Source organism: Methanosarcina spelaei (genome assembly GCF_002287235.1).
In the GTDB taxonomy this organism is placed as follows: Archaea; Halobacteriota; Methanosarcinia; order Methanosarcinales; family Methanosarcinaceae; genus Methanosarcina; species Methanosarcina spelaei.
Window position 1 is genome coordinate 1 of the sequence record NZ_LMVP01000002.1, and the last position, 20698, is coordinate 20698.

General features: G+C 38.9%; 16 protein-coding genes and 1 tRNA gene. 12 read left to right on the plus strand and 5 right to left on the minus strand.

Translation table 11 applies throughout. From position 1 onward, the window contains the following. Window positions 1-477: 477 nt before the first annotated feature. Both dusB and ASJ81_RS00365 read right to left on the minus strand, forming a co-directional pair. On the minus strand, window positions 478-1449 hold the full coding sequence (gene dusB, locus ASJ81_RS00360; protein WP_095642728.1) for a tRNA dihydrouridine synthase DusB: 972 nt from the start codon (window positions 1447-1449) through the stop codon (window positions 478-480). A gap of 655 nt (window positions 1450-2104) precedes the next feature. Then, window positions 2105-2662 carry a signal peptidase I gene (locus tag ASJ81_RS00365; RefSeq protein ID WP_095642729.1) on the minus strand — a complete coding sequence of 186 codons (558 nt, stop codon included), beginning with the start codon at window positions 2660-2662 and terminating at the stop codon, window positions 2105-2107. Between the two features lie 910 nt (window positions 2663-3572). On the opposite strand from ASJ81_RS00365, the gene ASJ81_RS00370 reads away from it, so the two are divergent. From ASJ81_RS00370 to argS, 4 genes are all read left to right on the plus strand, one after another. Next, a complete protein-coding gene (locus tag ASJ81_RS00370) occupies window positions 3573-5636 on the plus strand; it encodes a DNA-directed DNA polymerase II small subunit (RefSeq protein WP_095642730.1) in 2064 nt (687 codons plus the stop codon). Window positions 5637-5802: 166 nt separating this feature from the next. Next, window positions 5803-6828, plus strand: a complete 1026-nt coding sequence (gene twy1 / locus ASJ81_RS00375; protein ID WP_095642731.1) for a 4-demethylwyosine synthase TYW1 — start codon at window positions 5803-5805, stop codon at window positions 6826-6828. Between the two features lie 734 nt (window positions 6829-7562). Next, window positions 7563-8810: a peptide chain release factor aRF-1 gene (gene prf1 / locus ASJ81_RS00380; RefSeq protein WP_095642732.1), complete on the plus strand. Its 1248-nt coding sequence runs from the start codon at window positions 7563-7565 to the stop codon at window positions 8808-8810. Between the two features lie 543 nt (window positions 8811-9353). Then, complete coding sequence (argS, locus tag ASJ81_RS00385) at window positions 9354-11063, plus strand: arginine--tRNA ligase (protein WP_095642733.1); 1710 nt, start codon at window positions 9354-9356, stop codon at window positions 11061-11063. 290 nt (window positions 11064-11353) lie between these two features. Here the strand turns inward: argS and ASJ81_RS00390 are convergent, their stop codons facing one another. Continuing rightward, window positions 11354-13489 carry a helicase C-terminal domain-containing protein gene (locus tag ASJ81_RS00390; protein ID WP_095642734.1) on the minus strand — a complete coding sequence of 712 codons (2136 nt, stop codon included), beginning with the start codon at window positions 13487-13489 and terminating at the stop codon, window positions 11354-11356. 461 nt (window positions 13490-13950) lie between these two features. Here ASJ81_RS00390 and ASJ81_RS00395 point away from each other — a divergent pair, with 461 nt between their 5' ends. From ASJ81_RS00395 to ASJ81_RS00430, 8 genes are all read left to right on the plus strand, one after another. Then, complete coding sequence (locus ASJ81_RS00395) at window positions 13951-14361, plus strand: hypothetical protein (RefSeq protein ID WP_095642735.1); 411 nt, start codon at window positions 13951-13953, stop codon at window positions 14359-14361. A 340-nt stretch (window positions 14362-14701) separates the two neighbouring features. After that, entirely contained in the window at window positions 14702-15415 is a 714-nt protein-coding gene (locus ASJ81_RS00400; protein WP_141241545.1) for a hypothetical protein, read from the plus strand. A 90-nt stretch (window positions 15416-15505) separates the two neighbouring features. Beyond that, a complete protein-coding gene (locus ASJ81_RS00405; protein ID WP_095642737.1) occupies window positions 15506-15790 on the plus strand; it encodes a hypothetical protein in 285 nt (94 codons plus the stop codon). Between the two features lie 69 nt (window positions 15791-15859). Further along, window positions 15860-16378 (plus strand): DUF6398 domain-containing protein, encoded by a 519-nt coding sequence (locus ASJ81_RS00410; protein ID WP_095642738.1) that lies wholly within the window; start codon window positions 15860-15862, stop codon window positions 16376-16378. Window positions 16379-16549: 171 nt separating this feature from the next. Next, a complete protein-coding gene (locus tag ASJ81_RS00415; RefSeq protein ID WP_048109749.1) occupies window positions 16550-16774 on the plus strand; it encodes a DUF7557 family protein in 225 nt (74 codons plus the stop codon). Between the two features lie 27 nt (window positions 16775-16801). Then, entirely contained in the window at window positions 16802-17053 is a 252-nt protein-coding gene (locus ASJ81_RS00420; protein WP_095642739.1) for a type II toxin-antitoxin system RelE family toxin, read from the plus strand. 114 nt (window positions 17054-17167) lie between these two features. After that, window positions 17168-18214, plus strand: coding sequence for a methionine synthase (locus ASJ81_RS00425; RefSeq protein WP_095642740.1), 1047 nt, complete (start codon window positions 17168-17170; stop codon window positions 18212-18214). A 124-nt stretch (window positions 18215-18338) separates the two neighbouring features. Beyond that, entirely contained in the window at window positions 18339-19373 is a 1035-nt protein-coding gene (locus ASJ81_RS00430) for a methionine synthase (protein ID WP_095642741.1), read from the plus strand. 349 nt (window positions 19374-19722) lie between these two features. Here ASJ81_RS00430 and ASJ81_RS00435 read toward each other — a convergent pair whose 3' ends face one another. After that, window positions 19723-19893 (minus strand): ribbon-helix-helix domain-containing protein, encoded by a 171-nt coding sequence (locus ASJ81_RS00435; RefSeq protein ID WP_048109742.1) that lies wholly within the window; start codon window positions 19891-19893, stop codon window positions 19723-19725. A 367-nt stretch (window positions 19894-20260) separates the two neighbouring features. Beyond that, a tRNA-Lys gene (locus tag ASJ81_RS00440) sits at window positions 20261-20334 on the minus strand. Window positions 20335-20698 lie beyond the last annotated feature (364 nt).

A 20698-nucleotide genomic window follows, 5' to 3' on the forward strand; every position in this document is an offset into this window, starting at 1 on the left:
TTACTTTATCAGACATAATCAGCATTCGTTTACTTTATCAGACATAATCAGCATTTGTTTACTTTATCAGACATAATCAGCATTTGTTACTTTGTCAGAACAATAACAGCATCTGACTCTTTCTTCAAGCATTATTCTAATATAATAAGTGTGACATGTACATTCATGTCGGGGATCCAAAAACCTATATGGTAAATTGTTAACCTGGATCTCTTTCATATCATGAATTATAATTATTATTGAAAGATTTATTTTTAATTCTAGGTTCACACTGTTTTATGCCTGATAGTTCATGGATAATAGTGTAGAATATTATTAGGTTTTCGGTGAATTGAAATATATTCTTTATATATTTCTAATTTACAATTATTTTTTTAAATTTATTATATCTGTTATTCTCAGGTTAACCTGTCTCAAGCATACGTTTTTATTGCATAATAACCGTAAACAATCATCTCTCTAAAAATATGGGATACTTTAATATTTCTCCCTAGAGAAATCCTTTATTAACTCAATCATCGCCTTTCCATCTTTCAGATTATTAATCTTTTCCCTGATCTGCCGCGAGCCGCGCAACCCTTTTGTAAACCAGTGAGCATGCATTCTTAGATTTGTAGACGTCTGGAGACCATATTTTTCAAGTAAGGCAATATAATTCTCAAAGTCCTCCAATTGCCGAACGTGTCTGTCAAGTTCCAGCCTTTCTCCGGTTTCCAGATAATGCCTTATCCTTCTGAAGATAAAGGGATTTCCCATTGCTGCACGGCCGATCATAAGCCCGTCGCAGCCAGTAAAATCAAGTGCAGCTTCGGCAGATTCCTCATCCCTTATATCTCCGTTTGCAATCACTGGAATGGAAAGTTCCTGTTTAACGGTTCTTATTGCTGTAAGGTCTGAATTTCCGGAGTACATCTGCTCTGCTCTCCTGCCATGTACAGTTAGGGCCGAAGCCCCAGCCTCTTCGATCAGGCGTGCAATTTCGAGGGTTTTTTCCTCACTCCTCAGAATACGGATTTTTGCAGTTACAGGAGTCTTCAGCACACCGGTTAGCTCAGAGATAATTTCATATACAAGTTTCTGGGAGTTGAGAAGAGCCGAGCCGCATCCTGTCCCTATAATTCGCTTTGCAGGGCAGCCCATATTCACGTCGATGAGTTCAGGTCTGTACTCGTCTTCAATAAAAAGTGCAGCTTCCCTCAGTTTCTCAGGAGAACTTCCTACAAGCTGAACTCCAAAAGGTCGGTCTTCAGGGGACGACAGCCCTTTGAGAATAGATTTTCGATTTTCATTGAGCAAGGCATCTGCGCTGATCATCTCAGTATATGTAAGGTCAGCTCCATTCTGCCTGCAGAGCAGCCTGAAAGCCAGATTTGTCACATCTGCCATAGGCGCAAGAAGAAGGTTTCCAGATGTTTCGGTTTTGCCGATTTTTAATTTATTAAGTTTCATTTTTCCAATGATTTCTGAATATTTGATTCTAGTGTTTCGATTCCAAAATAGATTCTTTATTTCTTGGGAAAATTCATGATCTCAGGTTCTATTCAAAAGTCAAGTTTTATGAGCCTATTTCGGAATCGCAGTACTAGTTCGATTGTCTTCAATTATCTTCGGTTTTGATTGTTTTTGATAGTACTTGATTGTTTTTGGTTGCCTTTTTCTTTTTTCTGATTTTTTCTTGTTTTTTGATCGTTTTTGACCTTTTTAACTGTTTTTTAGATTATTTTCCTGGTGTTTTTCTCATTCCTTTCCCTTATTTATCTGTTTTGGAATTGCTTCCTTAAAGATTGCTGCCTCTAGTCTCCTGTAACTGAGACCTTTTGTGATTTATTAATCTTCTTTTGATTTCCTGAAACTCTTTATCTTTATGTGAGTTCTCTCTAATACGCTGAAGCCCAAAACTTACGCAATCAGAAGTTTGTTCAATCAGGAATTTACGCAACTAGGAATTTACGTAACCAAGAATATAATAAGATAAAAATACAAACCAGATACTTGGAGATGCAAGAAATAAAGAACAGAGTGCCTGAAACCAGTTAATAAAGAAAAACTGATTCAGGGGTTCAGAAAAATATGTTGAGAGTCATATATGAATCATGAATCCGATTCATGAGAAGAGCAGTCTGACATATCCCAGATAAGGAATTCTGTACTGCGCAGTCCCTATAATCCATTCATCTTTTACAGGCATATTATAACTTATCTGTCCTTCCTGGTCATAGTGACTATTGGTTATAACATTATCTCCCTTAGTAATATAACCGGAATAAGGAGCAGGTGGACCGTCTTTCCACATCGGCTCTCCAGCTTCCACTCTGTACATAGCCCTATGAATTATCGGAGTTGCTCCTTCCTCTCCATACGGGCGATAAAGAATCACATTTCCGTAATTTTCAAAGGACTTATAGTCTGTGTTTTTCCCTTCTTCGTTCGTGGTAATGTTCGTTTTATCGATACTTTTGATGAAAATAATATCTCCGATCTGCATATGCGGTTCCATACTCCCCGACTCCACCGCAACCATCGGAGTCCAGAGTCCGAATGCCAGCTTGGAAATAACCATAAAAATGATCACGACAGCTACAACAGACAGCAAGTCCTTTCCAAGGGAAACCCAGGTGTTTTCTTGTTCCTGGACACTTTTTTCCTTATTAATCTCGCTCATGTTAAGCCTTTATTCTTTTGATTTTATTCTTATAGATGCTAGGGTGCTGTGTTATATTCCATTCAATTTTGTCCTACTCGAAATCTTATCTGGCTAAATATTATTGCCCAGGGACTTATTACAATTTTCAGAGTATAATGCAGCTGCAAAACTATTTTAGCCCTACATTCTATTTTTCTGACTTATATAAGTTAGTAAAAAATTGATTTATTGAGCTTTCTCAATGATACTGAAGACTTGTTTTTACTTTATATTAGTTTTCAATTGACGTTTTTCAACTAAGTCTGTCAATTGATTTATCTATTTTTTAATATTTTTTATGACTCTGTTCCAAAATCTAGTGATTTTTGCATTTTTTGATTGAAAATCTGATTTCGCAAGAAGACTCCAGTTTTCGTCAAGATCAATATTCGATATCTAAAGACTTCAATCCCTCAGTTATATCACAAGAATTGTGACCAATTACAAAATCTAGTGATTTTGAATTTTACATTCATCACTAGATTTTGGTACTGAGTCTTTTTTATTGATTATTTAAAATTTTTGTTGTTTCTTATTGTTTTTTAATACACGATGAACAGAATTGTTCTACATTACATAGGAATAATACTCATTCTTCATTACATAGGAATAATACTCATCCTTCATTACATAGGAACTAGTACTCTATTCTACAATAGATAGGAATTAATAACTATAAGTAATCTATCGAGCGTACAAAGATTTTATAAATTCTTCTCTATGATAACAAACTAAATTTAGTACATTAGTTTCGTATCTTATTAGTTTTTATATTTTAAACAGGCTTTTGATTTAGTCTCTACAAGTCTTGAATGAGATTGGTTATAGTACCAGATCGCATGAAAATTTAGAAGAACTCAAGTCAGTTTCGAAAGGTCAGGCTGGAATCATGGACAGAAAGGATATTATAAGGGTTGTTATGGAAAAAGAGTATCAGATCAGCCCTGAGGCTGTAGAACTTATTTGTTCCAGTAATTCTCCCGAAGCCCTACTCAGATATGTCCTTTCAACTGTAAATGACTCTGTTATTGTCATAGGGACCGAACATATAGATCTTGAAGACTTTGCTGCTTTTTCAGCAGGTGAGTCAATTTCAGATAAAGTACATGTTTTCCGTACAGAAAAAAAGAAAATTTTTTCCAGTGCTTCCATACTTTCTTCCAGATCAGACAATCCATCTTCCAAACCTAACTCTCTTTTAGTGCCCGATTCCCTATCAAAGCCTACTCTTTCTTTAAAGCCCGATATTGTTACTGCAGCTCCTGACCCAATTATAAAATCATCTAAGGACTCTGTTCTAGATTCTGTTCTAGATTCTGTTCTAGATTCTGTTCCAGATTCTGTTTCAGTTCAGGATATGCTTCAGGATATTGCTTATGAACCAGCTCTGGATACTCCAAACACTCTGGATACTCCAAACACTCTAGATACTCCAAACACTCTAGACACTAAATCAAGCGTAACTTCATCTGACCAAACTTCAGCCTCCTATCTTGCCTCAGACTCCCTTTCTTCGGTGAAGGCAGAGCCTCTGACTTTCTTATCTCGTTCCTCCCAGGTTATAAACAGATCAAATTCTCCCTTTTTCGGACAGGAAAACTCTCTTCCATTCTCTTCTTCAAATCGGATTTTCAGGGCAGAGCAATCTTCCTCCTCTTCTGAAAGAGGGATATTTTCGAGTTCCAGGGACGAGTACAAACATTACCCAGGTAAAAATCCTGTGACCGTAGTCTCAGATATAACAGGCCACTCAACCTGTGTCGGGGAATATATGCAATTTGTACAATATTTCAGGGACAGATATAGCAGGCTTTCGGAGATTATTCGGGGGAGAATTAACGCACGCCCTATCGAAAGCTTGAAAAGAAGAAACTTCCGCAGAGGGGGAGATGCAGGTTCTGAGGAAATCTCGATTATAGGTATGGTTTCGGATATCAGCAGCACAACAAATGGCCATAAAATTCTTTCTCTGGAGGACCCGACAGGTTCTTTTTCAGTCCTTATTCGAAATTCCGATAAAGAGCTTTTTGAACTTGCATCAGGAATTCTCCTTGATGAGGTCATAGGGGTGGCCGGTTCGATAACCAATGACGGAAGCCTCATGTTGGCAACAAAGCTAATACAACCCGATGTCCCGAATAATATTCAGCGCAGAACCGGAAGCCACGGGAAAGCTGTACTTATTTCGGATGTGCACGTGGGCAGTTCCAAGTTTTTAGAAGATGCTTGGCTGGATTTCCTGGACTTTTTGAAGGGAGAATCGGATTCAGATGATATGCGGGAAATTGCAGCCAGTGTTCGTTATCTTGTTGTTGCAGGAGATATTGTTGATGGGATAGGGATCTATCCTGATCAGGAAATGGAACTTGACATTCTGGATGTCTACGAACAGTATAAGAAGGCTGCAGAATATTTCAGGGAAATTCCCGAGCACATTCGTGTTATAATAAGCCCAGGCAATCACGATGCTGTTCGCCAGGCAGAACCCCAGCCTGCCTTACCGGAAAATATTCAGGCATATTTCCCTGAGAATATTGTTTTTGTTGGTAACCCTGCTTTTCTGGAGCTTGACGGTGTCCGTCTTCTTATTTACCACGGCAGATCAATTGACGATCTTGTGGCGAGTGTCCCCGGAGTCTCGTATCAGGAGCCTTCGGGAGCAGTCCTTGAGATGCTGAAACGCAGGCATCTTGCTCCGACCTATGGGAGTAGAGTTTCCATATCCCCTGAGAAAAAGGATTACTTTATAATTGACCCTGTACCTGATATTATTCATACGGGTCACGTCCATACCCTGGGAGTCCAGCGCTATAAAAATGTCCTTCTGGTCAATTCCGGAACCTGGCAGGACCAGACAGAGTTTCAGAAACGTGTGAATCTAGTGCCTGTTCCTGCAAGGGTTCCGATTGTGGATCTAGAGAATTTCGATGTAAAGATTCTTGCTTTTGACTAATTTTTATAAACTTTTCCAAAGTTTATTCGATTTTAACTGGGTTACTGTATTTTAACTGGATCACTGCATTTTAACTGGATCACTGCATTTTAACTGGATCACTGAAGCTTTCTCCAAAATTATTTTCCGATCCTTATATATACCACAAAGATTTAATATGAGGAAAATGCCGCTGGAAGAAAAAAAGGAAAATTATGTAGAAGATTTCTCGGGATTTCAGGAAGAAAACAGGAAGGAAGATACTGCTTTGCTTCCTTTTGACATTCCTGATTTTAAAACTCTCCTGAAAAAGCAGGGCTATGCCCTGGCAGGCAGTCACTCAGCTGTTAAGACCTGCCTCTGGTTAAGGCACGCTATGAATGACCAGGGCTTCTGCTATAAATCTAAGTTTTATGGAGTGCAGTCCCATCGCTGTCTTCAGATGACTCCAACGCTTATGTGCAATCAACGTTGCCTTTTCTGCTGGCGTCCGACTGAAGTTCCTGTTCCTGCACCTGAGGAATGGGATTCACCTGAGAGGATAGTGGAAGAAAGTATTGTCTGCCAGCGTAAGTTAATCACCGGCTTTGGAGGTTCTCCGAACGCACTTAAGGAACGCTGGCTTGAGGGTAATGAGCCTAACAATGTTGCAATCTCCCTGTCAGGAGAGCCAACTTTTTACCCTTATCTCCCGGAACTTATCGAGGAGTATGAAAAAAGAGGTTTTACGACCTTTCTTGTCACAAACGGCACAATTCCCGAGATGCTTGCAAAGGTTTCCCCTTCCCAGTTATACATGAGTCTCGATGCGCCGGACCTTGAGACTTACCTGAGAGTCTGCCAGCCAAGGTCGCCTGTCCTCTGGGAAAAGATCAATGAATCTTTGTCCCTGATGAAGCAGAAAAAATCAAGGACAGTTATCCGAACCACCCTTGTGAAAGGTGAAAACCTGTTCAAACCTGAGGCTTATGCCAGGCTAATGGAAAAAGCCTCCCCTGACTTTGTGGAAATAAAAGCGTATATGCATCTGGGCTTCTCACGACTCAGGCTTGATCGCTCTGCAATGCCTACTCATGAAGAGGTTATCGAGTTCTCACAGGAACTTGCAAAACATCTTGGGTATAAAGTCGCAGATGAATCTGAAATCAGCAGGGTAGTCCTGTTATCAAAGGACGGGAAAAAGTCTCCTGTCAAAAAAGGTTCACTACCTTGATCAAATTCGCGTTTTTATCTTTAGTACCAGTAGTGTAAACCAATTGGATGCACAGAAAGACTTTTATATGTTTGTGAATATATAAAACAAGTCAATGTGATAGAAACAAATATAAACTCAGGTTTCATTTAGGGTATAACTCCATCATGAATTTATTCAGTTTTATATTCATATACAGTTTGAGTAAAATTATGTCTCACATCTAGTGATATCAATAGAGCACGAAACAGGACAAGTTTACGCAGCAAAGGAGCTAGCTTTTTTCCGGGATTTCCGAATATTTTTCCCGGAGTTTTATAGTGTCATTTTTCCTGGCGGCGTATTCTTACTCTAAGTTTTTTGTGTTCAGAGCGATTTTTACATTCAGCTTTCGGTGAGATAGGACTCGCTGTATGATTTGTCGTTATCAAATCCTCTGTCACCCTTGTTAAACGAACCGTTAAGCTAAACGAACGTTGGACTAAATAATAAAAATTACAAAGATACCGCGCTTAAATATAAAAGTTGAAATTCTTATCTATGTTTTCAAATTTGATAGAAAGTTTCAAAAATGCTAACCAGTCCAATTTAAAACCTCGATAGACTCAGCAGTTCAAACTTATTCAGTAGCCCAAGTTAATTCATCTTAAATTTATCAATCTAAATCAAAAAGGTAATTCAAAATTCAATAACGAATTCATCTCAAGTTTACAAGAAATATCAGAATTTTGCTATCTTCATGGGGAATATTTAAAATGACTGAACAATCTGCACACGAAAAGTACGAATTTAAAAAGAAGCTTGAAAGCCTGAGGGATAAAAAAGGAAGAAGTACCGAGCTTATCTCTATTTATATCCCTCCTGACAAGCAAATTTTTGACGTTACAAACCAGTTGAAAGACGAACATGGGCAGGCTGCAAATATCAAGTCCAAACTTACCAGGACTAATGTACAGGGGGCCATTGAATCTCTCCTTTCAAGGCTCAGATACCTGGACAAGGTTCCTGAAAACGGAATCGTATATTTCACAGGGGCCGTGGATATTGGAGCCAACAAGACGAGCATGGAGAGCGAAGTAATTATTCCTCCTGAACCCATTACTGTTTATAAATATCACTGCGACTCCGCTTTCTATCTTGAGCCTCTGGAGGATATGCTCAAGGATAAGGGCACGTTTGGACTTCTGGTGCTTGACCGCAGAGAAGCCACGGTAGGGCTTCTGGTCGGAAAGCGGATCCAGGCCTTCCGCAACCTGACCTCAACAGTTCCGGGGAAGCAGAGAAAGGGCGGTCAGAGCGCTCATCGTTTTCAGCAGCTCAGGCTCATTGCTATCCATGATTTCTATAAGAGGATAGGAGATGCCGCAAGTGACATTTTCCTTGCCGTTGAACCTAAAGATCTCAAAGGTATCCTGATAGGAGGGCCTTCTCCTACAAAAGAAGAGTTCTATGCCGGGGAGTTTCTGCATCACGAGCTTAGGAAAAAGATCCTTGGGCTCTTTGATACGGCTTATACTGATGAATCCGGGCTTTCGGAACTTGTGAATGCTGCCGGAGATAAGTTACAGGACCTTGAGCTCATGGGGGAGAAGAACGCTGTCAGGGCCTTCTTCAAAGAACTTATCTCCGACTCAGGCAAAGTAGCCTATGGAGAAACACAGGTTAGGGCAAACCTTGAAATCAATGCTGTGGACATGCTTCTGCTTTCCGAAGATCTGCGGGCTGAAAGGGTAACCACTAATTGCAGTGTTTGCGGATATGAAAATAAGTGGACACGACGATGGAAACCTGGAGAATCTGCTCCTACAGCGGGTAACTGTCCAAACTGCGGATCTTCCCTTGAAGTTACGGATGTTACTGACATTGTTGACGAGCTTTCAGCCCTTGCTGACAAAAGCAACGCAAAAGTTGTTTTCGTATCTACTGATTTTGACGAAGGGTCACAACTTATGAACGCTTTTGGAGGCATTGCTGCAGTTCTCAGGTACAGTACTGGAGTCTGATTTCATCCAGACTCCTAGCAAATACTTCTCCCAACATTTTTCAACCAATAATTTCATCCAATACTTTTTTAATTAAACCGTCATTAGATCACTGGATTAAAATTGGTAAATTAAAATAACTTAATCAAAAAACAAACTAATACAGTTGAATTAATTTAGTGAATTAAGTTTAGTGAATTAAAATTGCTCAATTAAACTTAGTGAATTAAGTTTAGTGAATTAAGTTTAGTGAATTAAAATTGCTCAATTAAATTTATTAAGTCAAACTTTAGAAATTAAATTTATTAAGTCAAACTTTAGAAATTAAACTTAGTAAATTAAACTTAGGAGTCGTCACAGAACAAACTATGTATAAGTTTCGATTGGATGCCTTGATTTTCAAGATCATTATCACCAATTAAAAATTAACTTTATGAAAAGTTTGCCTAATCTGTTTTGTGACAGTTACTTAGTAAATTAAACTTAGTAAATTAAAGCTAGTGAATTAAACTCAGTAATTTAAGGTTATTCCGTTGTTTTCGTAGTTTTCATAGGTGATTTATCTTGTTCCTGGAATTAAAAGCTCAGGCTACATCAATCTTAAAAGGCGCTATCCAAAAGGCCGGACTTGAAATTGAAGATTCCGAACTTTATTTCGAAACCTCTTCTTACGCTGACCTCGCAAGCAGGGCTGCTTTCAGACTGGCAGGTCTGTACAAGCAAAACCCGAAAGAACTTGCAACTCGTATCGTTTCCGCAGTCGAAATTCCTGATGGTTCGTGCATAGGAAACGTAAGTGCTTCTGGCCCTTACATTAACTTCCATGCAAGCAGGCTCTATCTGGACAGAACGGTTACTACAGTTCTTGAAGAAAAGGAGAAATTTGGCTGTGGAGTCCCAAAGGATAAAATTTTGCTTGAGCACACCTCAGCAAATCCTAATGGCCCCCTGCATGTAGGGCACATCCGAAATTCTATTATCGGAGATACTCTTGCCCGTATTCTCAGGCGTGCAGGATACAGTGTGGAGGTACAGTATTATGTCAATGATATGGGACGTCAGATTGCAGTAGTTTCCTGGGCATGTGAACGTTTTGAGCTTGACCTTTCAAAAAAACCCGATTCTGCCATTGCTGATGTGTATATCAAAGCCAATGCCGAACTGGATAAAAATCCGGAGTATGTAAAGGAAATCGATGCCCTTATGGAAAAGGTAGAAGCTGGGGATGTCAGGACAATTGACAGTTTCAATAACGCAGTTTCCCTGGCGATTTCCGGAATCAAAGAGACCCTGCTTCGTTTAAATGTTGTCCATGATAAATTTGTCAATGAATCCACTTTCCTTAAATCCGGCGCAGTACATGATATCGTCGAGCGGATCAAGGCAACCGGAAGGACTAAAACAGACAAAGGAGCTCTTGTAGTAGACCTTTCTGACTACGGGTTTAAAAAAACCCTTGTTATCCAGCGTTCAAATGGCACTTCTCTTTACACAACCAGAGATCTTGCTTACCATGAATGGAAAGCTGGACAGGCAGATCGCATAATCGATGTTTTCGGAGCTGACCACAAGCTGATCTCAGGCCAGCTCAGGGCTACACTGAACGCAATTGGGATCAAAGAACCTGAGGTCGTCATCTTCGAGTTCGTCTCCCTTCCTGAAGGTTCAATGAGCACTCGCCGTGGGCAGTTCATAAGTGCGGATGATCTCTTTGACAGGGTTACGGAAGCTGCCCTTGAACAGGTAGAAACCCGCCGTCCAGAGACTTCTTGCGAGTTCAAGAAACAGGTTGCTGAAATGGTGGGAATTGGTGCGGTAAGGTACGATATAGTAAGAGTCTCTCCGGAAAAATCCACGGTTTTCAACTGGAAAGAAGCTCTGGACTTTGAGAAGCAGGGCGCTCCCTATATTCAGTACTCCCATGCCCGTGCCTGCAGTATTCTTGAGAAGGCAAAAGAAGAAGCTGCCTGGGACCCCTCTGCAAAAATCGAGCCTTTTCTACTTGTTGAGGATACCGAAATCGATCTCATCAAGAAGATAGCATTGTTTGACAGTATAATCGACCTTGCAGCCCGTGAACTCAAACCTCATGTACTTGCAATCTACGCCCGCGAACTAGCCGATGCTTTTAACCAGTTCTACCGCTTTGTCCCTGTAATTGCTGCTGAGGACGAAAAAGTCAGGGCTGCAAGACTGGCTCTCGTGAACTGCGCAAGGATTGTGCTTGCAAACTCGCTTGACACGCTTGGAATTGCAGCTCCGGAATCCATGTAAATAAAGGCTAAATCTATAAAAATATAAAAAGAAAGTTAATGAACAAAGATAGAAAACAAACATGATATTCCTTGAATAACATGCACAACTATATGAAAATGCATGCTGATGGCAGCATTTTCATGCTAAATAATCGGTATTAGAATTAAGAAAAACGAAACATGAATGTGGGAAATTTTTTTCTTCCCTTCTCTTTCTCCTATGAAGGGCTTCCTCATTTGGATCAGATAAAGGAGCTTCGGAAGGTGTGGATAAGTGCTACAATGATAAAATTTAAAGAGGAGAAAAGATTAAAATAATTTTGAATACTTTCTTTTCTTTTTATCCATTAATTTCTCCGCTTCTTTTTTCGGTCTTTTAATTTTTTGAGTTAGCAATTTTGCGACTTCTGGCTTATCTTTCAGGTTATCGAGCTTTTTGATTTCCCATGTTGGGCACAGATATCTAGTATAGAGATCCATGATATTTCTATTCAGGCGTATGAATCCTGGCATTCGGTTATCAAGACAGAAAGTTATAGCATGGTCTTTCTCAGATCGAACCGATCTTCCAATCGACTGAATCAGCGTTACAGCAGTTTCATAGTAATATCCTTCTGTATCCTTTGCCATCCTCGCCTTTACCCTCTCATCTGACATATCAGGGAACGGGATTTTTATCAAAATCTGGAATCTCGACAAATCATCCTTTAGATCCACTCCTTCGGTCATACTTGGAGAAACTAAAACTGATCCCTTTTTCTCTTTATGTTCTTCGAGTTTTTCTGTTCGGTCCTCCTTTCCGTGAAAAGTGAGTCTCCAATTAGCGTGCTTCGAATATTTCATAAAATATTCAGCAATCGGGTAAGAAGTTGCATGAATGATTCCCCTCTCATCTGGGAAAAGGTCAATTATTATATCAATCCTCTCGATAACTCTCCGGTAAAAGTCCTCTAATTCTTCTTCTGTCTCTGTTGTCTCTGTTGTCTCATTTTTGCACTGCCCAAAATCTGCCCAATTGAGGTTGAAAATTTTATGGTTTTCTACCGGAAAATTAGGTTCTATTTCTATATACTCAGTAACGTTAGGATTAGGATCAAGCCCTAACCGGGTACAGAATCGTACAGGATCAAGAATAGTAGCTGACTGTAAAATATTAACTATTCCCAGACGGAAGTACAGACCTTTAGCGTACTGGGATATCTCAATTGGCTGGAACTCAATGCGTTTTATTCCAAATAACTTATCCTCTTCTACCTTGACCACCCAGTTTTCAAGATGAACTGCAATATCCTTCAGGTAAAAATTTATCTGCCTTTTCATTAGCTTATCAATCTTGTTCTGAATATCAAAGAGATCTTCAAGTCTCATCTCTTTTGCCTCTAACCTCTCTGCTAGGTCACGTTTTTCTTCTTCCGGCCATTTTTCCTTCTTTTTTACGCATTCAGCTAACTTTGTTTGAAGTTCCTCTCTTTCATCCATTGCTTTCATTGCTTCGGCTTTAATCCTGTCCTGAACAACTGGAATTTTATTGCTTAAATCCGTGACCCATGCAGCATAAAGTCGCATCTTAGTGAAATTTGGCATATCCTTGTCTGTCTTGACGAATCGGACTTTCTGATCAGCGTCAAGAAATTTATTGATAACATCGAGATGGTCTAACGTGATTGGAATTTTGATAAAATCAATAATTTTCGACTCTATATTATGTGCTTCATCACCAATTAGCACAAGTCGAGTAGTAAATTCACGGGCATGATTCGCCTCTGCCAAAATATAGGAGTAATTATGCACCACAGCGAAGTTATTCAGGGCAGTAGCTTTCGATTCCCAGTATGGACATACTCTAGTTTTTTTGGGATCAATTTGCCAATACTTTTGTTTGTGATCTTTTACTGAGAAATACGCCTTCCAAGGAGTTTTTTTAAATGTTGGTTTTAGCGGGCAGGATTCCTTGAGTACTTGACAAGCTCCATGTTCACAGTTATAGGGTTTTTTGGTTTTTGGGTTGATTCCTCGTCTAAGGCATGTAAAATTTGCTCGTCCATATGCTCTTACAAGATCGGAATAATCACCAAGAATCTGCTCCTGCAAAGCCTTTGTGGAACTGCACACATATCCATACTCGGAAAATACTAGAACTGTATAACTTATAGCACTCTTCCCAACTCCGGTTGGAGCCTGAATAAGAATTGTCATCTTACCGTTATAGAGTGCTTTTATTGTCCTCTTCAATATCTCTAGTTGTGCACATCGTATATTGTATTTGAGGGAAGGGAAACATTCGATGATATGGGCATACTCTTTGCTATTCCATTGCTTCAGCAGTTTCTCAGGAGTCTCGATCGACTCCCGACTAGCAACTTCCTCCTCATCCACGCCTTCGTCATCTGAATAATAGTAATTATCTTCGTCATCCGATGGATACAAAAAATCGTCATCGTCCATTTTAATACGCCACCTTAACTTTTCCCCTGATTAACCAGCCCAATCCTGTCCCCACTTGGAAAGTATATATCTCCCATGACCTTTTAGCCTCTAAAGTGTCTACTCAAACTTCCAGATAGGGACTTTTGTTCGTTCCTGAAGATTCGGAATTGTAAGAAGGATACCAGTTTCTTTCATTTACTTGAAGTTCGAATAAGATCTGCTAGTCATCGTCTGGTTTTCGATAAGAGTCTTCTTTAACTCTCTTTGATCCCATTATTGTCCGTCTTGTCTGCCTCATCAACATACTCTCTCAATCTTTCTTTTTTACTTTTCTGTTTTGAAGTGGGTTTGAGGCTGTCTGTGAGCCTCCTGGAGATACTGGCTATTGATAAACATATACTCCTGTGCAAACAGCTTTGAGAAAAATATAAAATCTTTTGCAGCAAAAAAGATAATTACAACTACTGCTGCAGGATATTATGACCACGATAAATGAAGCTTTTCGGATGTTCTTGAATGAACAGGAAGCCAGCTTGAAACCGGATGCTTTCCTGGATCTTGAAGATGTGATCCTTCTTTATGAGGAATTCCTTGAATTCAGCGCAGAAGATTCTTTTTCTGAAGAAGATAGGGAACTTTATAATGCCCGGCACGAACACGAGAACAAGAGATACTGCGATATTTTCGGCCCTGAGCATCTCATTCCGTCAGGAATTAAGGAATTCCTCGATGATTATGTAGTTGAGGTAGGAGGAGGCAAAAAATTCACGGGTACAGCTGCAAAAGTCCTTGAAAAATTCTTTGAATGGGCTCAGGAAAAGGGTTACATTGACGAGAAAGCTTTTGAAGTAAACAGCGAGGTTCTCAGGAAGTATAAAAAAAGGTACTGATGCCGCATTATCAATAAAAATGTCGTGTAAAATCAGTTGCAATTATTCAGACTCATTGAATCTTTGAGGATTGAGAGATACCAGAAAATGTTTTGAAGAGAGATATGTATTAGAAGAACCTTTTTCTGGAATAGAGGCCTGAGAAGCTTGTTTTCAGGCAATCCTTTTCCTTTTTTTGCTTATTCTGTTAATCCCGTTAGTTCTGCTGATTTCATTTATTTTGTTTATTTATCAAACCTTTAGAGGTTCTTTCTTCTGTGAAAGTGGTGTAGGCCGGAAACTCTCAAAAGCAGGGCAAAATCTTGAAAAATTGGAAAAACAATCATCTTTTAGAACTACCATGAAGACGATAGATGAAGCTTTTCTGGAATTTTTAGAAGAGCAAAAAAGAGAGCTGAGTCCCAGGACTTATCAGGAATATGAAAATTTAATCTCTCTTTTTGAGGAGTATCTTGACGTTTGTGCTTTTGATGACCTTTATGAAGAGGATCAGGAGCTCTATAAAGAGAAGCAGAAAAACGAGCATAAAGAATACTGCCAGGTTTTTGACCTTGCGTATATTGCGCCTTTATATATTGAATATTTCCTTGAGGATTATCTGATTAATGATTTTGGAGGGAGTGCAGCTTTCGTTGAAACTTCGCGGCGTTTTTTCCGCAAATTCCTGTCCTGGGCTTATGAAAAAGAGTACCTTGATCCAGAGCATTATAGTGAATTTGCTGAGATTGTCGGGAATATAAGAAAAAAGGGGAAAAAGACTGCTTCTCAGGTTCAGAAATTTGGCAGTTTGCTCTGCGATTATGTAGATGCACATCAGGCTGAAGAGAGTTCAGAGTGGAAAGGGGGAGATTTTGAGATAAAGAGGGTCGAACCCGGAAAGTTATGGGTAGAGGATTATCTGGATCCTTACAGAGAAATCGGGCCTGTTAAGGTTTCGGAAGAGGTGAGTTCGCTGGCAAAGGTAGGCTGGTACCTTAATTTCGGAATAGTAAAAGTCGGGGACTTCTGGCAGATAGTATATGTAGAGGGAGTTTCTTCCCGCTGTCCTTATTGAAAATCTCAGCACTTTCCGGAATTATTGAATATTTCCGGGGATTTTTTAACGAAATCGAATATCAAAGAAAAGAGCTGTAAGGTCGATAAAATGAAAACAACAGTCAATAGATCAATTCGTGGAATTCTGAAGGAGTTCCTGTCTGAACAGCAAGCCCGCCTGAGTTCTAAAACCTATTCGGGGTATGAAGAAGCGATTTATTATTTTGAAGAATATCTCAACGGTTGGGCTCATCCTGTTAAAGATTATTCTGAAATTCTGAATAATTTCTTTATTATTACCGGGATTAAACCCGGAAAACTCTGTTTGAGAGTTTTTCGGGCGGAAGACACATCGGACCTGGGCCTGTTCTATGCTTTCTATGGAATTCGATGAGAACTGAATTTTCTTTTGGGTTTTGAAAAACTGTAAAGTATATCTATAATTATATCTAGAAGATAAACTATGAGCGACCGCGAACTTGTGCAACAAAAGAAAGACACTCTTATCCAGATGACAGACGGATTTGCAGATAGCTACCTTGATGAAGACTATAAAATGCTGTGTCAAAAACTAATCAATAAAATGAGCCGGAAAAGGCAGGTACCTTTTCTTTCAGGAAGGTTAGAAATTTGGGCTGCTGCAGTGGTTTATGCGCTTGGGCAGATCAACTTTCTTTTTGATAGAAGTTTCGAGCCCTACGTAAGTGCTACTGATCTCTGTGATTATTTTGGGGCAAGCCAGAGCACAGTCTCCCAGAAAGCAAAGAAAATACGCGATATGTTCAAAATGAGATATTTTAATGAGGAGTTCTCCACAGAAAGGGTGCAAAAGGATAATCCTTTTAATGAGCTCGTAATGATCAATGGGTTAATTGTCCCTGTTTCTGCTGTTTTGAAAGTCTTAGAGAAAAAAGAATCTAAGTTGCAGACAGAACTTGAATTGGAAGATGAAGATGAAGATCTTGAAACTGAAGAAAAATGAGTCAAGATTTCATTTCCAATTTCGTTAACTCAATTTCGTTAACTGTACTTGAGAATCTTCAGTATTTTATTATCCACTCTAATCGATTTATATTTATGTCAATTTCTCGCTATAGTTTGTTATAACTGATTATAACAAACTATAAGTAAATCTCTCTGTATAAAGTAAAACATGGCTGAGACAACAACCATTCAAGTGAAACAGAGCACTAAAGAAGCTCTTGAAAAAATGAAGATCTATAAGCGGGAAACTTACAACGAGGTACTTGAGCGGTTACTGGAAGAAGTCCAGGAACTAAATGAGGAAACGAAAAAAGAAATCGAACTTGCCCGAAAAGCTGTTAAGGAAGGCAGGTACATAACACATGAAGATTTAAAAAAAGAGATAGGTTTCTAAGAAGCTGGTTCTAAGAGCGAGATTTTGATGCACTACCAAATCATCTGGTCTGAACCTGCGGTCAATCAGCTCAGAAAACTCGATCATCAGCTGGCAAAACGCATTTTTCATAAGGTCTCTGAGCTGAAAGAGGATCCGTTTCGCTATGTAACAAAATTAGTCGGGTCTCCAAATTACCGTTTGAGGGTCGGTGATTATAGAGTAATCCTGGAGATTCAGGGCAGCTGCTTGAAAATACTCGTGCTTAAAATTGGGCACCGACGGGATATCTATAAATAAAATCGGCTTTTCTCCTTTACTTTTACTTCTTTACTTTGAATTCTTTATTTTAAACTTTTTAACTCAAATCAATTCCAATACTTATAATACTTGATACTGTCTTACATAACAGGCATGCAGGACATTACTTTTATTGATGGAGGCAGCCTTCCTATGCCTGAAGGTATTACAAGGGAATGGGTAGAAACTGCGGCTGAAAACCGGGATGAAGACGAGAAACTTTTTTCTATGGTAAGGAATGCTTTCCAGAGGAAAATCGATGTGGGAGTACATGTACCCACTTATCCTCAGTTCAGGGATATGATAGGACAATTTCTGGACATTATTAAAGATGAAAAGAACTGTTATGAGCCTTATGTACTGAAAGAGGAAAATGCAAAGATCCTTGAGCTGGAGATAATTGACGAGGTTGCAAAACAGTACAGGGAAGAGACAGGAAAAACGCTTGAAGTCAGGGTTTGTATTGCAGGCCCAATAGACCTCTACCTCCAGGCCTTCGGGGCAACGGGTTATGTGGACGCTTATCATATCCTTGCACTGGATATTGAAGATTTTATAAAACAGGCATTTGTAGCTGCGAAAAATTTCAAAATAAAGGTCATAGCTCTGGATGAGCCAAGCCTCGGGATAAATGACAGAATCCAGTTTTCTGACGCCAATATAATCTCTGCTCTCACAGTCGCTTCTACCTACGCCCGTAAACAGGGAGCTGATGTGGAAATTCATCTGCATTCACCGTTAAAATACAAACTTGTCTGCGAGACCCCAATTAATGTCATCGGTTTTGAGTATGCGGCAACTCCTTCTTACCTTAACCTTCTGGATAAAAAAGTGCTTGAAGATTCAAATACTTATGTCAGGCTCGGAGTTTCGAGAACCGATATTTCCAGTCTTGTAGGTATTATCAACGAAAATTATGGGGTCAATGTCTGGAAGGAAAAGGAGTACATGCAAAAAATCGTTACTGACCTGGAAACTCCCGATGTAGTTAAAAAGAGGCTTGAAACAGCTTATTCTATCCTTGGAGACCGGATAAAGTATGCAAGTCCGGACTGTGGGCTGGCTTTCTGGCCGGATCAGGAACTTGCCTTCAAACTTCTTGAGAATACCGCAAAAGGCATTAACAAGTTTAATGCAGAGAAGGAAAAACGAGAAGAGTAAACCCTTCTAATTTTCAAGTGATCGAATAACCGGACGAAATTTAAATTTTCCCAAAAGGTCTCTTTTTTTATATTTATTCTGTCTTTCCAATAACGCTAAATCCTTACAGGTCTACTAAGAGGATATGGAAGAAATCATCTTTGACGATATTGGGAGTTATCCCCTTCCTGAAGGAATCAGTAAGGAATGGGTCCAAAATGCCTTTAAAACGAGAACCGAAGATGAGAAACTCTTTACGGTAATCAATGACGCCTTTCAGCAAAAAGTAGATGCAGGTGTTGATATTCCTACCTATCCTCAGTATCAGGATATGAATGAGCAGTTCCTGAGGGTTATTCGAGACTCTAGTTGCTGTGACAGCCCATTTGAGGTAAAACTTGAGTGCTCCAGGATTGAGGAGCTTGAGGCTATAGAGAAGGTTGCAAAAGCCTATAAGGAAAGAGTCGGAGAGACACTCAAGGTTCGGGTCTGTGTTACAGGTCCAACTGAACTTTATCTGAAGGAATTCGGAGGTACACGGTATACGGATATCTATTCTCTTTTTGCAAAAAGCGTGAATAATTTTGTAAGAAATTCCATGAGATCTGCAAAAAATTTCAAAATTGCAACAGTTTCTATTGATGAACCAAGTATAGGGCTGAACCCTGAGCTTGCTTTTGATGAGAACGATATTATTTCTGCTCTTACCAGCGCTTCAAAAGCTGCCAGCAAGTGGGGAGCCGATGTACAGATTCACCTTCATTCTCCTCTCTACTATAACCTTGCCTGTCAAGTCCCCACAATAAACGTCATAGGAGTAGAATCCGCAGGCACGCCCTCTTATCTGGAATTGATAGACAAGAAAACTCTGGAGGATACGGACTCTTTCCTGAGGCTTGGGATTGCAAGAACTGACATCTACACACTGGCAGGAATCATTAGTGAAAAGTACTGTACTAATGTCTGGAAAGATCAACAATATCTTCCAGAAATTGTTAGCGGGCTTGAGACCCCAGCTACTATAACTAAAAGGCTGAAGGTGTACTACAGGCGTTTTGGCAACCTGATAAAGTATGTAGGTCCTGATTGCGGGCTAGGCTCCTGGCCTAACCAGAAAATAGCTTTCATCTTGCTTTCCAATGTAGCTCAGGGTATAAAAGATTTCAGGGAATCTCTCTGATCCTTATCTTTTTATTAGCTTCTATATGAAATTTGTTTTAAAAATTCATGTCCTAAAAGGCCATAGCCTGAGAGCTCAGGCTTCGTTTTTCCTTCCAGTAGAAGCTATCCAATAAACCTGGATTTCTTAAAAAATAGTCGACAGATATCAAAGCACAGTGGAAATAAAGGGGTACTTTTATAATGTTTTTATTTTTTCTTTTATTTTTATTCTTTTAATTTAATTTAATTAGTTTTTGATCACTTTTCTGACTACTTTTCCGCTTGCTTTTTTAATTGATTTTTTAATTGATTTTATGATTGATTTTTTAATTGGTTTTCACAATCAACTTCCGTTTCCAAATTTTTAATTACTTTTCGAGTCTCCCATGCCTTCTATCGATCTCGTCCATCATATCTAGCATTTTTCTAATAGCGGTTCGGATAGCATCAGATTGACTGACAAATTTTTTATTATCTCCTACATGCTTGTTGAGGTCATCCAGAAGTTCTTGAGGAATTTCAACGCTTACTTTTGGCATTAGAGCTGCACCTATGAGATATTTTATATATTTAAGGTTTATTTAGCAGTTTTCAACTACTGATTTTTAGCAATTAATCGTTTTAAATATATAACTGATATTTTAATAAGGAACTTATCCCAAAACTAATTTTACTTTCAAATTAATAAAATTTTAAAATTATTTTTGTGGTTAGAAGATTTATTGGTTATTGCGGATCTTGTACTTAGAGAAGCAATTTTGAGTTTTAGGATCAGCTTATAACCAAATTACTAAGAGTATGCCTAAAATTAGTTAAATAATACCAAAATCAATAAAAGAATTTCTAAAATAAGTAAAATAATACTCAAAATCAGTGGAAAAAATTATCAAAAGTAAATTACGGTAGCGGGCCCGAAGGGATTTGAACCCCCGGCCTATGGATTAAGAGTCCATCGCTCTGCCTGACTAAGCTACGGGCCCACACATTGTTATCCTTATTGAGCGAACGATTCTCACAATGGAGTTTTAATTATTTATAGGTTTCGGTATAATCCATTATCCTTCTAATCTTTTCGAAATTGAACCCTAACTTATAAAGTTTACTCGGGCTTTCTTTGAAAAAACTCTTCCTCAGAAATCTTTACATTTAATAGAGAAATATTTTTTTATTCAGAGTAATTTTATTTTTTTAATGAATTGTCCTTATTTGCGTATCTTTGAAATTAGAAATCAGAAGTTTTATAACTAGGGATTGAACGTTTTTTAAACTTCATTATTTTTCTTTTTTCACAGACAAGAAAGCAAAACGTTATATACAAGCGAATATGAGTATGACCAATTAATT